Here is a 14,206-nt window from a genome sequence, read left to right as displayed (position 1 = left end):
GAACTACCCAGGTCCGCCTATTTGCGTCCATCGGCGTGCATCGGCGGTTTCATCCCTCGGGCTTCGAGTTTCAATCGTCATTCGTCATTCGGACTTCGTCATTCCTCCATCGTAGTGCCTTGGTGCCTTGGTGGTGATCCTCGGGTCCGCCATTCTGCACTTTGATGTCTGCATTCTGCAGTTTGCATTGCCTCCGCGCATAGCCCGGCAGGCAAGTCTGGAGACTGACCCGCACGCAATCTGGACTGCTGTCTCAGCGGCAGTCCGGGCCGCAAACGCCCGGACTCAGTGGAGAGGAACCCGGACTGCAGACCGGCAAACTGCATCCCCTGCTGTTCGGCACGCAAGCCCTCGAACTCCCGGTCAGACTGCTCTGGAGACCAGGGACGAAGGACTTTCCGGGACTACGTTTGCGACTGTCTGAGGAACGATGTACGATACAACGATGTGAACGATGCAGGGGGTATTCCCTCAGGTACAGGGGTCATTTCGTCAGCTTCAAGCCTAAGGCCTCGAGCCTCAAACACATAGGCCCGAAAGCCCGCTGCCGCGCTATTCTACAGCGTCGTAGAATCGCGCTCGGCAGCGAGCCTAGGACATCGTCACGGCGAGTAGATCGAAGGACGCAGGGGCGGGCTTTCGCCCGCCCCTGCCCTGTATGCTGTCTACTGTCTGCCGTCTACTTCTGCAAGACCACCTTCTCGGTAGCCCGGTAGTCGCCGGCCAGGCGCCGGACGAAGTATACCCCGGGCGCGAGGCGACGCACGTCATTCGCGCCGGGCTTGAGATCAATTGCCCTGCGGCCGCATGCATCCAGTAGGACGGCTTTGGGGATGGTCCCTGTGCGGGGACAGTCCCCATCCAGTAGGAAGACGCCGCGGACGATGGTGGGACCGGCTTTCATCGTTGCTCGTTCATCACTCATCGCTTCCGCGATGCCGGTCAGAGAGTCAACGACAACTGTGATGTCCGAGCCGTACGGGCTGATGGCGTAGACCCGCCCGCCGGACGGGTTCAGGGCGAAGACCTCGACCCGGACGCCGGAAGGTACGTTCTTCCTCACTTCGTTGGTGGCACCGTCTATGAGCACGATGTTCCTCGCACTGACGCCGACGTAGGCAAGCCCGGTGCGTTCACTGTAGATGACGCTTAGCGGACTCTGGCCGACGCTGACCTTGGTGATGATGCTGTCGCCGGCGCCGTCGAGCACAGCGACACTGCTCCCAGAGCCGGTGACGACGTAGACCTTGTTGTGGTCGGGGTTGTATGCCAACCGGAACGGCCAGCGGCCGACCTTGACGGTGGCAACGACGGAGTCGCCCGCGCAATCGATGACCGATACGGTGCTGTCGCCGTAGTTCGCGACGTACACCTTGTCGTCATTGCCGTTGTAGCAGAGGAAGTAGGGGCCGTCGCCGACCGGTATCGAGTCAAGAACGAGATTCGTGACGCCATCGATAACCCTGACCTGGTCGTCGTCACGGGTGGCGACGTAGACCTTGTTACCGGCAGTGCTGAGGCAAAGTGCAACAGGGTTGTTGCCGGGGCTCATTCGCGCCAGAACCGCGTTGGTCGCCGCGTTGATGACGAACAGCGAGTCGGTATAGATGTCGGAGCAGTAGACCTTGCCCGACGCCTGATTGTACAGGATTCCAAAGGGCCTGCCGCCGACCGGCACCGAGTCGACTACTGCACCGGTCGCCGCGTTAATGACCGCAACCCGCTGCGAACCGGAGACGGCGCAGAAGATCTTGTTGTCCACGCTGTCGAAGCAGGCCGAACTCACATCCTGACCGACCGCCACCTCGGCGTCGACGGTGTTCGTCGCGCAGTCCACGACCGCGACCGTCGGCCCATGCGCGTTGGGCACGTAGAGCCGGTTCTGCCGCGAATCATAGCAGGCGCCGTACGGGTAGAAGCCGACATACGCGGTCGCGACGGTCGAATCGGACACGCCATCCACGATGCTCAGGTTGTTGTCGTCGCGGTTGCAGACGAAAACCCGGTTGCCCGTCGCGGCGTGGATGACCGGCCCCGGCGTGTAGCCGACGTCGGCCGTGCCGAGCACGGTATCGGCCGTGCCGTCAATGATGGTGACCCGACGGCTGTACTGCCAGGTGCAATAGGCCTTGTTGCTGGTTGGATTGTATCCGACCGCGTAGGCTTGGCCGACCGTGAAGAACGTGTCGATGGCGTTGGTCACTCCGTTTATGACCACGAGCTTGCTGGTGCCATTTGCCGCAGCGTATACCTTGCTGTTGGTCGGGTTGTAGCAGACGTCGCGGGTTAGAGTCCCGGTCGCCACAGTGGCGACGACGTTGTTGGTTGCGCCATCGATGACGGTGACGCTGCCATCGGTGCTGTTGGCGCTGTACGCCTTATTCTCGCCCGAGTTCCAGCAGAGCGCGATCGGGCCGCGGCCGACCCGGACAGTGGCGACGACGTTGTTGGTCGCGCCGTCGATGACGGTGACTGAGCTGTCGGAGTTCCCTGCGACGTAGATCTTGTTGTTGGTCGCGTTGACGCAGAGCGCGTACGGATAGTCACCTACCTTCACCGTCGTGACGACGCCGTTGGTGGTTCCGTCGATGACTGTAACCGAGTCCACGCCCGAGTTCACGCAGTAGACTCGGTCGGTCGCCGGGTTGACTAGAATTGCGTTGACGTAGCCGCCTACAGGCACCGTTGCCAGCACTGCGTGCGTCGCGCCGTCGATGACCAGCAGCTTGGCGGAGCTGACGCTGGTTGAGGCATAGAGCTTGTTGTTGGCCGGATTGTAGCATAGCGCATAGATTCCCTCGCCGGGTGGGGTGGAGATCCGGGCGACACGCGTGCCGGTCGCCGCGTCGATGACGGCTACCGCGTCGCTCGCGGTCCCGCCGGCGTAGATGCGGTTGGCGCCGCTGTTGTAGACCATCGCACCCGGGTATCCGACGCCACCGAGCGTATCGGGCAGCAGCACAGTGGTTTCCCGGAACTGGGCGCCGGCGTACGCAACGAGCAGGCAAAGGACGGCGAGAACTGCGGTTCGGTTCATGTCATCTCCTTCTGGTTCAAGTACCGGGACTCCAGGGCACCGCGTCGCGCGACATGTCCGCGTTCGACGGACGAACCGGTCGGGTTCGGCTCATTCAGCCTATGCTAGACGCGGAAACTGTTTGTGTCAAACACCGCTGTCGGGGAGGGTGGAGTGCGGCCGGCAGATGGTCTGAGTTTCAGCCGCAGCGCGGCACGGTCGTCCGCTGGTTAGAGGTCCACGTTGGCGGATTCCGGGTTCGAGGGCAGACCCGGGATGTCGGTCCGGTACCCTACGTTCTCGCATTCATGCGCCTGCATGAGTCCGAGTGCAGCCGTCGAACGGCGAGCATGACTCCTGTTCGGCTACCTGTTTCAGGTACGGGCCGTAGCGCGTTCGGAAGTCCTTTGGGTTGAGACACGCGTCGAGCCGCGGGGCCGCGTGGTCGACGCGGTGACAGGCCATGGTGAGTTGGGGCTCGGCCCGGCCGAAGGCAACCAGTAGCATCAGGACCACCATCGTGCTGGTCCCCATCTCATCATGTTTCTGCCTGCCGGGGGTCTGTCGGCTGCGCTCGCTTTCGCCGCAGAATGAGAACTACTACTACCGGCAGAGAGATGAGGGAAAGTAGCCGGGTCGCGCTTCTTAGTCTTCCGAGGCGAGCCGTGACGCTCAGGACGTGGGGTCCGGCCGGGCAACGGATGTAGGTAAAGTGGTCGGCCGTCTCAAAGAACTGAACCGGCTTGCCGTCCAGCCGGACCTCGAGTTCCGGGTAGTAGCTGACGGCTATGCGGAGGAAGCAGTCCGATTTGGCCCAGAATCCGGCGGCGACGTCGGGATGGCGGATGCGCGTGCGGTCAATCACCAGCACCGGTTTGCCCGGCAATGACTCGGGGCCGGAGCCCGCCGGAACCGGTATGAAGTTGAGGGAGCGCGTGGCCGCGTCGAGTTGCAGCGTGTCGAGCAGTCGACGCCAGTTCCGCGCCACGATGAAAGAGAGTTTGCGGCCCAGCGTATCCGGGGCCATCGGGGCGGTTCGGCTCGCAGCCAGGAGAAGGTTCTGATTGGTTCGGCCCAACGCCAGGGGAGGCTCGCGCCCGGCTCTCATAAACCGGTCGTCCCAGTCCATCTCATTCTTGAGCAGCAGGAGCGTGGGCCCGGTATCGGTGACGTTCAACAGCGACGGGAGGGTAATGAGGTGGCTGATACCCATCAGCGCGAGTGCCTTGTGAGCGTTGGCGGAGATGAGAGGTGACTCCCGGGCACCAAGGTCTTCGGCTACGAAATCAACCCAGGCATAGGCATGGAGCATCGACCGGGGCGCGTACTGGTGGTAAGGTAGCCCGAGAGGAGATGGAAGCCCGCCATAGACGACGCCGACTGTGGGCATCCGTACTACGCGGCGCGGATCGTCGACCCTGGCCGTCGGGATGTTCACGTCGAGAAGCCGGGCATGCGGTTCGCTGGCGACCATCGGGTACAGCTCCTCGCGCACGTCCCGGAACTCGCTCGGGGGCCTGAAATAGACGCGTAGCACGAACCGCAGGCAGTCGAACATCACGATTCCGGCAATGACCGCAAACACCATACCGGGCCAGCCTCGTTTGCGGGCTACGGCGTCGCGTACGAGCCGATGCGCGCTCGGGATCAGCAGCGCCACGAAGAAGATGACGAAGAGAAGGAAGCGCTCCGGTGGCAGCCCGGTAGTAATCAGGTGCTGCTTGTCTCTCAGCAGGGCCGGGGCGAACGTCAGAAAGACGCTGGCTGCCAGGCCGACCAGGTCCGGCAGTTGAAAGCGCTCGGGGCGCCGCAGGAGAATGGCGCCGAGGCTGACGAGCAGCATCACTACTACGCTCAATCCCAGGTACCCACCTCCATATCCGCCTGTCCGCGGCCTGAGTCCGAGCAGGACCACTAAGTCCGGCACGGACAGGTTCAGGTGGGCAATCGGAAATCGGTGCGATGCCTGCTCGGCTGCGAAGGGGACGAGGAAGAAAGCCGAGACTCCAATGGCGGCCAGCATGGCCGTGCCCAGCGGCCGCCAACGGGCCACGGCCCGAGCTGGACCTTTGGCCAGTGCCCACAAGGCGAGAAAGACGAGCGTGTAGATGGCATACACCAGGTGACTGAGGAAGAGCAGGCCGACCCAGAGACCAAGCAGCAGGGCCTGACGCGTATTGCTCTCCGCGTCTTCCTTTCTTTCCTCCAGGATCCGCTCCAGCGCGAGAAAGGCAAGCGGCAGAAGCAGGTAGACCAGCGCCTGGGGGTAGTTGGCGCAGCCCGAAAGGTACAACGTTCGCCAGGGGACTACCATGTAGACGATGGTGCCGAGTGCCGGCCCGAGTGTTGGCGGCGCATCTTCACTTCTCGCTCGATTCCCCCGGGAGCACAGAAACCGGTACATTGCGAGAGCGCTCGCCAGGTGCAGCAGAACAAGGAGGATGCGCAAGGCCAGCAGTAGATTCCCGGACGTGAGCAGCGTCAAAGGCCCGCCCAGCATGTAGAACAAGGGTGAATAGAACCTGAGCACCGGGAATCCGCAGTAGAACATGAAAGTGTAGAAGGGCGAAAAGCCCTCTTTGACCGCCTGGTAGACGATGCTCTGACGCGCCAGATGCGGCCACACGTCGACCGTAGCCGGATGTCCCGGGGCGATGAACGGATAGCAGCTGAGGACCGCAGCCAGCGCCACGAACCCGATGCCAAGTCGAGAAGCAGGATCTATGCGCGGCATGCGGCCGAGGTGGTTCGGAGTCCGCACGGGCTACTATATCCGGCGAGCCGGGCGGGTCAAGGAGTCGGCGCGAGGCCCCGGCTTGATTGTTGCCGCGGGCGCGGCATACTGGAATCCGTGGCAGATGAAAGGAAATCCGTGCCGAGAGTGGCGCGGTGCGCTTTCAGCGACCCCGGGTGCTTCGCCCGCGCGATGCTGAACGCCATGCGCCGCGCTGTGAGGTGCTGACCTTCCAGGAGATGGATCCGCAATCGAGTCCTTTTGAGGCTCAGGCCGACAGGTACGACTCGTGGTACGACGGCAAGGGTCGCCTGCCGTTCGAGATAGAGCTGGCAGCCCTGAGGCCGCTCCTGGCCGGACTGCCCGAGCCGTGGCTCGAAGTCGGCGTGGGCACGGGTCGATTCGCTCAGGCGCTGGGAATTCCGCTGGGCGTCGACCCGTCACCGGCGCTGCTCGAGAAGGCGCGGCGGCGGGGAGTCGAAGTGCTGTACGGGGAGGGAGAGGAACTGGTGTTCCGGGCCGCCTGTTTCGGCACCGTGTTCCTGCTGACTACATGGGAGTTCCTCAACGACCCGCCGAAGGTGCTGCGTGAGTGCCGGCGCGTGCTCAAGCCCGGCGGCCGCCTGGTGAACGCCATTCTCGAACGCGACGGCAGGTGGGGTGCGAGCTATGTCGAGCGAAGGCGACAAGGACATCCGCTGTTCAGCCGGGCACACTTCGATCGCTACGAGGACGTCAGGCGATTGACGGAGCAGGCGGGCTTTGAGTTGCTGGATACGCTCTCCACTCTCTTCCAGGGACCAGGTGAGACTGTTTCCATGGAAGAAGCCCGCCCCGGCTTCGTGCGCGGGGCGAGCTTCGTAGTGCTGGTGGCGCGGGCTCCGGTCGACGCGCCGGCCGGACCGCCTATTCGATAACCAGTTTCCTCGTCGCGCTGCTGCGGCCGGACTCGAGTCGGAGCAGGTAGACGCCGGACGGTAGTGACCGAAGACCGAGCCGGAATGAAGAAGCCCGGATTTCGGATGCCGAGTACACGTGGGTGCCGGTGATGTCGTACACGCTGACGTCGGCCGCGGAATTGGCGGGCAGTGACCAGCTTACACTGACTGCGCCGCGGGTCGGGTTGGGCGTGATTGACAGGCCCATGCGCCGGCCGACGGCCTGGTTGTCCTCAGCGACGCCGTAATCCACGTGGCCGGTAGAATCCGTCTTCACCAGCAACACGCTGCCGCCGGCGGAGTCGGATGTGCCGGCAATCACGTAGCCACCATCCGGAGTCTGCCACACGTCCTCGGCCTTTTCCCTGCCAATGCCGGGCAAGACCTTTGTCCAGACCGTGTCCGCCCCGGCGTCGAGCCTGGCCAGCCACGCCCGTGAAGAGTCACCCCAATCGACCGCACCAGCGAGGATGTAGCCACCGTCACTGGTGGTGCGAAGTGCCGTGGCATGCGTTCCGGCGCCGGGAAACGGGATGTTGCGGGTCCAGATGATGGTGCCGTTGGAATCGGTACGCAGGAGAAAGGCTGCGTCCAGTGACTGCAAGGTGTCGAACTCGTTGCCCACGGCGAGAAACCCGCGGTCCGGGGTTTCGCAGACCGCCTCCAGTGAGGGTCCGACGGGCCCCGAGTAGAGGCGGGTCCAGAGCGTGTCGCCGGTTGAACTGGTCCGGACCAGCCGGACGTAGGAACCCATGTAGTCGGTCGCGTCGCCGCAGAGTATGAAACCGCTGTCCCGGGTTTGGGCCACACCGTTGGTGGTGGAACCCTGGACGCGGGGTTCATCATAGGAACGGACCCACTTTTCGCTGCCCGCGGAATCGAGCCGCACGAGGCCCATGTCCTGCATCGAATCCCGGCCGGCAATCAGGCATCCGCCATCGCTCGTGGCCATGAGTGCAAACGGCAGGCCGCGGTGCGGGGAATCGTAGGTCCAGATCGAGTCACCCGAGGGATCGAAGCCCTGCGCGAAAAAACGTGAGCCGTTGCGAATGCCGGCAGCGACGATGTCCCCCCCTGTCAGGGCACAGACGTAGCCGCTGCCGTGAGCAACGCCCAGCAAGTGACGTACCGAATTCGTGTCGCCCAGGGAGTCGGTTCGCGCCAGGACGATGCCGTACAAGGTTGAGTCCACCCAGGTTTCACCAGAGACCAGATACCCGCCGTCCGCCATCAGCGCCACCGAGCGGCCGATGTCTTCGCGGAACCAGTGCCAGCGGCGCTCGAACGTCACCGTGGCAATTGCCAGTGCCGGCAGCAGGGCCAGTACCAGTGTCTTCACGGTACGTCGAGATGCGTTCACTGTCGGACTACTCGCTCTTCACCAGTTTCGCCGACGTGCCGAATGACGGTCCCTGCAGCCGGCAGTAGTAGACACCTCGGCCCACGCGATTCCCGTTGTTGTCGGCGCCGTTCCAGACGGAGCCGCTGACGGCCGGCAGCGTCCGCACAAGTCGACCGTCAGCCGAGTAGATGCCGAGTTCCGCCGAAACGGCACGCGGCAGATTAAAGCTGATTCGGGCGAGCGGTCCGAAAGGATTGGGGCTGACTGACAGCCCGACCGGAGCGCTGCCGGACGGCGGAGCTTCCTTCACGCCGACGTACTGCTTGGTGGTGTAGAGTTCCACCGGGTATCCCGGGGTCAGGTCGTGACCTTGCAGTCCGGCGTAGTCGAGCGGATAGCGCGGCGACCGGTGGACCGTGTTCTGTGCCGGCGGCGTGCCTTGGTACTTAGGCAGCGTGTCCGTGACAGGGTTGGTGTACTTCCACACTACCTGGGTATCCGGTGCGAGTTCGAAGAACCGCCCGCTGTTGCCCTCGCAAATCAGCGTGTTCCCGTTGGGTAGTCGCTGGACGCTGCTGAGCTGGGACGAGTAGAAGGACGTCGGCGGGTCGGCGACGTACTGCCAGGCCGGACCGAAAGGATCGTAGGGTGCGCCGGGCGGAGGGTCCGCGTAGTGGCCGGTGGAATCAACCGGCGGAATGAACTCGATGGCGGTCGAGTACGCCGATCCCGGCCGTTGCAGTCCGTTGTCAAACACCGTGATATTGCCCGCGCCCGGCAGGCCGCTCGGGATCCACGACGAGTGGTGCTGATGGTAGAAGATCTGGCTGGTGCTGTCGCCCCGGCGGTAGGTTCGAGGATTACCCCAGCGGAAGAGCAGGTCTCCGCCCTTGCCGTAGCGCCCGCCGGTGTGACCGGCCGCCTCATCGGTCGTTGTGCTGTGGTCTATGACCCACACTTCGTTGAAGTCGCGGGCGCTGAGCAGGATCTGCTCGAACTCCGAGTTGTAGTCGAGAGCGTTGGAGTGTATCCAGTCGGCCGCGATCGGCGAAACCGCGTCCGTGAAGTTCAGGTCGATGAGTTCAGGATGGTCCCCGACCACCCCGTAGTTCTGCTTGGTAGAGTCGTAGTCCTGGATGAGGTGGTCCCAGACATGCCATTTCCAGACGATGCTGTCGGTTGCCGGGTCGACTTCGATGATATGGTCGGGCCAGAGCTTGTTTGCGGTCAGCTTGGTCGTATCGCGGCCCGCCGCGATCGCCTCTGCCCGGGTCTTGAGCTCCCAGGCAATCGCCAGCATGTTTCCATTGGGCAGCCAGATGGCGTCGTGGTGCAGGCAGACCAGGCTGTCCGAATAGTCGAAGGACCAGGTCTTGTTGCCGCCCCAGTCGATGAGCGATACGCGGCCGCCATTGAGGAAATGGGGGTTGTTCAAGTTACCGATCTGGGAAACTAGTCCGTTTTCCAGCAGGTAGAGCGCGCCGACCGTCTTGTCGGTAACACGCCACCTGTGGATCAGCCGGCCCTTGTTGTCGATCAGGTAGAAGGCCCGGCCCTGGTTGTTTGCGAACAGCGTGTAGCCTTCCCAGGCCGGGGAATCCCAGTAGCGCAGGCCGAGCGTGGTCGAATCGGCAGAGAGCTCGCGTACGAATCCGCGGATCGAATCGTCCAGGCGGTTGACGTCATCCCAGGACGGCACGCGCGCGTTCAGCGCCTCGCCGAAGTGGAGAGCATTCTCGTCTCCGTTGTTGTCCGGCTCGCCCGGAGTCCAGTTGCGGTAGTTCATCGACTCGCCGGTCACCCAGTGCCAGCCGCTGTCCGGCTCGAATGAGCCGAAGTCCTGCGTGCCGCCGAGCCACGGTCCGGCAACCTGGCGCGATGTGCGCGTGTGCCAGAACTGGCTGGAGTCGACCAGGCTGAAGACGAAATCGTTCTCGGCCTGCGACGTGATGGTGGCGAGGTAGCCGCCATGCCCGAGCGCCGAATCCCAGGCGAAGTTCCAGTTCAGGCCGCTCGGCGTGCTGATGGGGTCGTAATAGTGAATGCTCCCGTCCGGGTGGACCCAGGGTTCGGGAACGGCGCCGGCAATGCCGGCGAGAAGCGCGACCGCGGCAATCAGGGTCGCGAGCGACCTTGCGGAAAAGCGCAGCATCATGGTGTACTCCTTTGCTCGCCGTGCGGGGAATCGGTACAGGCTCTGCCGGACGGCAGACCGGATTTCAGGCTAGACCGAACTCGACGACTTGCAGGCTGTTCAAGAACCTTCTCTGCCAACGGTCCTGCGACCAATCAACGTACAATCCTAGCCCTGGAGTTCCATCGTGTCAAGCGGCCGAGTGTCTCCACGACAGGAACTGGGGCGCTCTCACAGGCCAGTGAGCCCGCAGTCCCGGTGTCGGTCGGAGTTTCCACCCCGCATACTTCAGTTGTCTGCGTGCTCCGTGGCTCATCGTCGGATTCAGGGCGGAGCGCGGACTTGACATCCAAACCGGTCAGGCGAAAATACAGGAACGACTCCTGCCCGGATGCGGCCGGGGTCGTTCGGTACTCCGACAGCGGCATAGCCAGTGGAGGTGGCAATGAAGAGTGTTCTGGTTCTGTTTGCGGTTCTGACGCTGGTCGCCGGTACACCGGCGCTGGCACTTACCGGTATCTGCGGCAAGGTCACCAACGCCGAGAGCGGGCAGCCGATCGCGGGTGCGGCGGTGTGCACCGGCCATGGCGGAGCCTACACCGACAGCACCGGCCACTACCTGATTCAGATTCAGCCGGGCAAGTACCAGGTCCATGCCTCGGCTACCGGGTTCAAGACCAAGGTCTACCCGGAGTCGGTAGTAGTGGAGGAGGGCCATGTCACCGACGGCATCAACTTCGCCCTGGAACCGCTCGGCAGTGAGAAGGGCGGGATCTCCGGTAAGGTGACCGATGCGGTTACGGAGGAACCGATTGCCGGCGCTCTCATCGTTGCCCGCGGTCCGAGCGGAGACGGCGAGGCCCATTCGTATGCCTGCGGCGGGTACCAGATCGCGGGACTGCCACCGGGCAGGTACCGCGTCACCGCCTCGGCCACTGGGTATGAATCGTCCGTGTATCCGGAGTCGGTTACTGTGGTTGCGGGCGAAATCACAAAGAACATCAACTTCGCTCTGCAGCCCACCGGCGGCGAGAAAGGCGGCATCTCCGGCAAGGTCACCAATGCCAGCAACGGCGAGCCCATCCCGGGAGCGGTGGTGTTTGCCACCGGGCCGAAAGGCAGCGGCGAAGCACATACCTGCCAGCAGGGCGGGTATCTGATAGAGAATCTGCCGGCGGGCAAGTACCGGGTCTGCGCGCAGGCTCAGGGGTTCAAGCCCAAGGTCTATCCGGAGTCGGTCCTGGTCGTTGGCGGCCAGATTACGGACGGCATCAACTTCGCGCTGGAGCCCGTGGGTGGTGGCTACGGCGCGGTCGCCGGAACGGTGACGAACAAGGTGAACGGCAAGCCGATATTCGGCGCGCTGGTCGTCGCCGAGGGGCCGAGGCGCGGCCAGGCAAATACCAACATGGAAGGTAACTACTACATCGGCGAACTGCCGCCTGGTAACTACCACGTAATGGCCAGTGCCCGAGGATTCAAGCCCGCGCCCCCGGAGACGGTCGTGGTCGATTCCGGACAGGTAACCCAGCACGTGGACTTCGCCCTGGAGCCGGAGGAAGGCGAGAGAGGCCGCATCTCCGGAACGGTGACCGACTCCGCAACCCAGGAGCCGATCAAGAACGCAGAGCTGTTTGCCTGGGGTCCGCGCGGTCAGGGTCACGCCAAGTCGGACTCAAACGGCTACTACCTGATTCAGGAGCTGCGCGCGGGCAAGTACCTGGTTCGGGCATGCGCGCGGGGCTACTACCACCAGGTCTATCCGGAGAGCGTTCACGTTCAGGCGGGCCAGATCACGGAGAACATCAACTTCGCCCTGGTTGCGGTCGAAAGCGGCGGCATTTCGGGCTTTGTCTACGAAGGGGTCAGTCAGACTGAGGTCAGTGGGGTGCTGGTTACCGCCTCCGGCGCGAAAGGCACCGGGCAGGCGTACACGACTACCTGGGGTGAGTACCTTATCAAGGGGCTGGCTGCCGGAGAGTACACGCTGACCGTCTCGGCATCGGGCTACAGCGGCGGCACCTACTTTGAGCCTATACTGGTCGAAGACAAGGTGGTCGCGTCGTTTGTCAGCCCGCCTGTCTACCGGCTGCTTGGCGTCGTCGAGACCTCCCGCTCGGTCGGGACTGACCGGCTCTCGGTGACGCCGAATGTGTTCACCCACAGCACCAGTATCCGTTGGCAGACAGCGGAGTCGGTGCCGGTCGACCTGCGGATACTCGACAAGACCGGCAGAATCGTACGGCTACTGGCACGCTCAGCGCTTGAGCCGGGGACGGCGGTCTGGGACGGCAGAGACGACAGCGGGCACAAGCTCTCGCGCGGCACCTACTTCGTGGAGCTGAGGACCCAGGACCGCAGGCTCACGGGCCGGGCCGTGCTGGTCAACTAGCCGAACCGAACGGGAAGTCGCGGGGCGAAACGGGCGTTTCGCCCCGCTTCATTTCCGCTAGCCGCCGTCGCGGACGCGGCGGCAGGCCGCAGCGTGCTCGGCCGCGGTGCGGGAGAAGAGGTGGGTGCCGTCGCCGCGGGCGACAAAGAAGAGATAGTCGTTCCGCTCGGGATGGAGCGCGGCGGCCAGCGCGCGGCGGCCCGGATTGCAGATCGGCCCGGGCGGCAGGCCGGCGTGGAGATAGGTATTGTACGGGGACGCTATCTTCGTGTCCTCTACCGACAGCCGTCCCTTGCGCTGCGGCAGCAGGTACTCGACGGTGGCACAAGACTGCAGCGGCAGGCGCCGGCGCAGGCGATTAGCGAATACTCCGGCAATGCGCGGGAACTCCTCCGGCACCCTGGCTTCGCGCTCGACGATGGACGCGAGTATCACGACCTGCGAGGGAGTGAGGAAAGAGGCAGGAGGGAGGCGTGAGGAGTCGTGGAGTTCGGCGAACACCGAGAAGAACTGGCGGATCAGCCTGCGCGCGACATCGGCTGGCGCGGAGCCGCTGAGGAATTCATAGGTCTCCGGAAACAGGTAGCCCTCGGCGGTCGCCGCCCTCACGCCGGACTGCCGGAGCAGGCTCGTATCCATGCACGCGCTCAGGAAGCTGTCGGCCGGGCAGACCCCGCGTTCCGCCAGCACCGCTGCGATTTCGTTCATGGTGTAGCCCTCGGGAATCGTGACCATCGTCACCGCGGCCTCTTCGCCGGCCAGCAGCCGGAGCGCGCGCCGCTCGCCGGTGCCGATGGAAAGCTGGTAGCGGCCGGCGCGCAGGCGGGCATTGTAGTTGTAGTACCAGGCGTATAGCAGGAACAGCGGTTTGGAGCCGATGACCTGCTTCACAACCAGGGTGTCGGCGATGGACGTGGCGCTCTGGCCGGGCCGCACCACCACCTCGACCTTCCGGCCGTTCGACGGCACGCGGCTCGAACACGAGAGGTGACCCACCATAAAGGCACAGAGACACAAAGAGGTCAGGACCAGGACCTTGGTGCACCGGTATCCTGGTGGTTTCACGCCCCGGCTCCGGTACTTCTGGATTCTGGATTCTGGACTCTGGATTCTGGGTTCTTCGTGCGGTCCCCCATCTCAGCCAGGTAGTCTTCAAGGATGATGGTCGCGGCTATCCGGTCCACGGCTTCGCGGCGCTTCCGGTTCCGGCCGGTGGCTGCGCGCTTGCCGGGCGCGAGGTCGCGGCCGCCCGACATCTCCTCCAGCACCTCGGTCGCTCGGGCGGTCGAGAAGCGTTCATCGAACGTCGCCACAGACAGGCCGGTTGCCTTCCTCAGTTGCCCGGCGAAACTCCGCACCTGCTCGGACCGACGGCTCGGCTTGCCGGATTGAGCCACCGGCAGGCCGATGACGACCTCAGTCACCTCCTGCTCGGCAATGAGCCGCCTAAGCGCTTCCAGCAGCTCGCGTTTGCTCGAGTGATGGATGGTCGGCAAAGCTTGCGCGATGGTTCGCGTCGGGTCAGAGACCGCAACGCCCGTATGCCGCTCGCCGTAGTCTATACAGAGGATGCGACCCATCTCTGTAGAGTGTAGGCTACAGCCCGCGACCTGTCCAGCAAGAGGCGGGCTTGCGCCCGCCCCTGCCGAC

The 14,206-nt window shown here is 63.9% G+C and carries 9 protein-coding genes; 2 read left to right on the top strand and 7 right to left on the bottom strand.

Features of this window, described 5'->3' with window-relative positions:
* Window positions 1-679 precede the first annotated feature (679 nt).
* The 3 genes from FJY68_01340 to FJY68_01330 form a co-directional block, all read right to left on the bottom strand.
* A complete protein-coding gene (locus FJY68_01340) occupies window positions 680-3,037 on the bottom strand; it encodes a YncE family protein (protein ID MBM3330477.1) in 2,358 nt (785 codons plus the stop codon).
* A gap of 285 nt (window positions 3,038-3,322) precedes the next feature.
* Window positions 3,323-3,550, bottom strand: a complete 228-nt coding sequence (locus tag FJY68_01335) for a hypothetical protein (GenBank protein MBM3330476.1) — start codon at window positions 3,548-3,550, stop codon at window positions 3,323-3,325.
* Between the two features lie 4 nt (window positions 3,551-3,554).
* On the bottom strand, window positions 3,555-5,777 hold the full coding sequence (locus FJY68_01330; protein ID MBM3330475.1) for a hypothetical protein: 2,223 nt from the start codon (window positions 5,775-5,777) through the stop codon (window positions 3,555-3,557).
* 212 nt (window positions 5,778-5,989) lie between these two features.
* Between FJY68_01330 and FJY68_01325 the strand changes: the two genes are divergently transcribed.
* Window positions 5,990-6,667: a class I SAM-dependent methyltransferase gene (locus FJY68_01325; protein MBM3330474.1), complete on the top strand. Its 678-nt coding sequence runs from the start codon at window positions 5,990-5,992 to the stop codon at window positions 6,665-6,667.
* On the opposite strand, the gene FJY68_01320 is transcribed toward FJY68_01325, so the two are convergent.
* Window positions 6,657-8,027, bottom strand: coding sequence for a T9SS type A sorting domain-containing protein (locus FJY68_01320; protein MBM3330473.1), 1,371 nt, complete (start codon window positions 8,025-8,027; stop codon window positions 6,657-6,659). The genes FJY68_01325 and FJY68_01320 overlap by 11 nt on opposite strands.
* A gap of 28 nt (window positions 8,028-8,055) precedes the next feature.
* On the bottom strand, window positions 8,056-10,185 hold the full coding sequence (locus FJY68_01315; GenBank protein MBM3330472.1) for a hypothetical protein: 2,130 nt from the start codon (window positions 10,183-10,185) through the stop codon (window positions 8,056-8,058).
* 424 nt (window positions 10,186-10,609) lie between these two features.
* Between FJY68_01315 and FJY68_01310 the strand changes: the two genes are divergently transcribed.
* Window positions 10,610-12,556 (top strand): hypothetical protein, encoded by a 1,947-nt coding sequence (locus tag FJY68_01310; GenBank protein ID MBM3330471.1) that lies wholly within the window; start codon window positions 10,610-10,612, stop codon window positions 12,554-12,556.
* 57 nt (window positions 12,557-12,613) lie between these two features.
* Here the strand turns inward: FJY68_01310 and mltG are convergent, their stop codons facing one another.
* Both mltG and ruvX read right to left on the bottom strand, forming a co-directional pair.
* Entirely contained in the window at window positions 12,614-13,621 is a 1,008-nt protein-coding gene (mltG, locus tag FJY68_01305; protein MBM3330470.1) for an endolytic transglycosylase MltG, read from the bottom strand.
* The gene (gene ruvX / locus FJY68_01300; GenBank protein ID MBM3330469.1) at window positions 13,618-14,136 is read right to left on the bottom strand and encodes a Holliday junction resolvase RuvX; all 519 of its coding nucleotides are present in this window, start codon (window positions 14,134-14,136) and stop codon (window positions 13,618-13,620) included. Before ruvX ends, mltG begins: the two co-directional genes overlap by 4 nt.
* Window positions 14,137-14,206: the final 70 nt, after the last annotated feature.

Source organism: candidate division WOR-3 bacterium (assembly GCA_016867815.1).
GTDB lineage: Bacteria > Hydrothermota > Tepidihabitantia > Tepidihabitantales > Tepidihabitantaceae > UBA2258.
Note: the sequence above shows the minus strand (reverse complement) of the source record. Positions and strands in the feature narration are given on the sequence as shown.

Excerpts from the sequence above, each read along its gene's own strand:
- FJY68_01340 (MBM3330477.1), bottom strand. The coding sequence starts at position 3,037 with ATGAACCGAACCGCAGTTCTCGCCGTCCTTTGCCTGCTCGTTGCGTAC.
- FJY68_01335 (MBM3330476.1), bottom strand. The coding sequence starts at position 3,550 with ATGGGGACCAGCACGATGGTGGTCCTGATGCTACTGGTTGCCTTCGGC.
- FJY68_01325 (MBM3330474.1), top strand. The coding sequence starts at position 5,990 with ATGGATCCGCAATCGAGTCCTTTTGAGGCTCAGGCCGACAGGTACGAC.
- FJY68_01315 (MBM3330472.1), bottom strand. The coding sequence starts at position 10,185 with ATGATGCTGCGCTTTTCCGCAAGGTCGCTCGCGACCCTGATTGCCGCG.
- FJY68_01310 (MBM3330471.1), top strand. The coding sequence starts at position 10,610 with ATGAAGAGTGTTCTGGTTCTGTTTGCGGTTCTGACGCTGGTCGCCGGT.
- ruvX (MBM3330469.1), bottom strand. The coding sequence starts at position 14,136 with ATGGGTCGCATCCTCTGTATAGACTACGGCGAGCGGCATACGGGCGTT.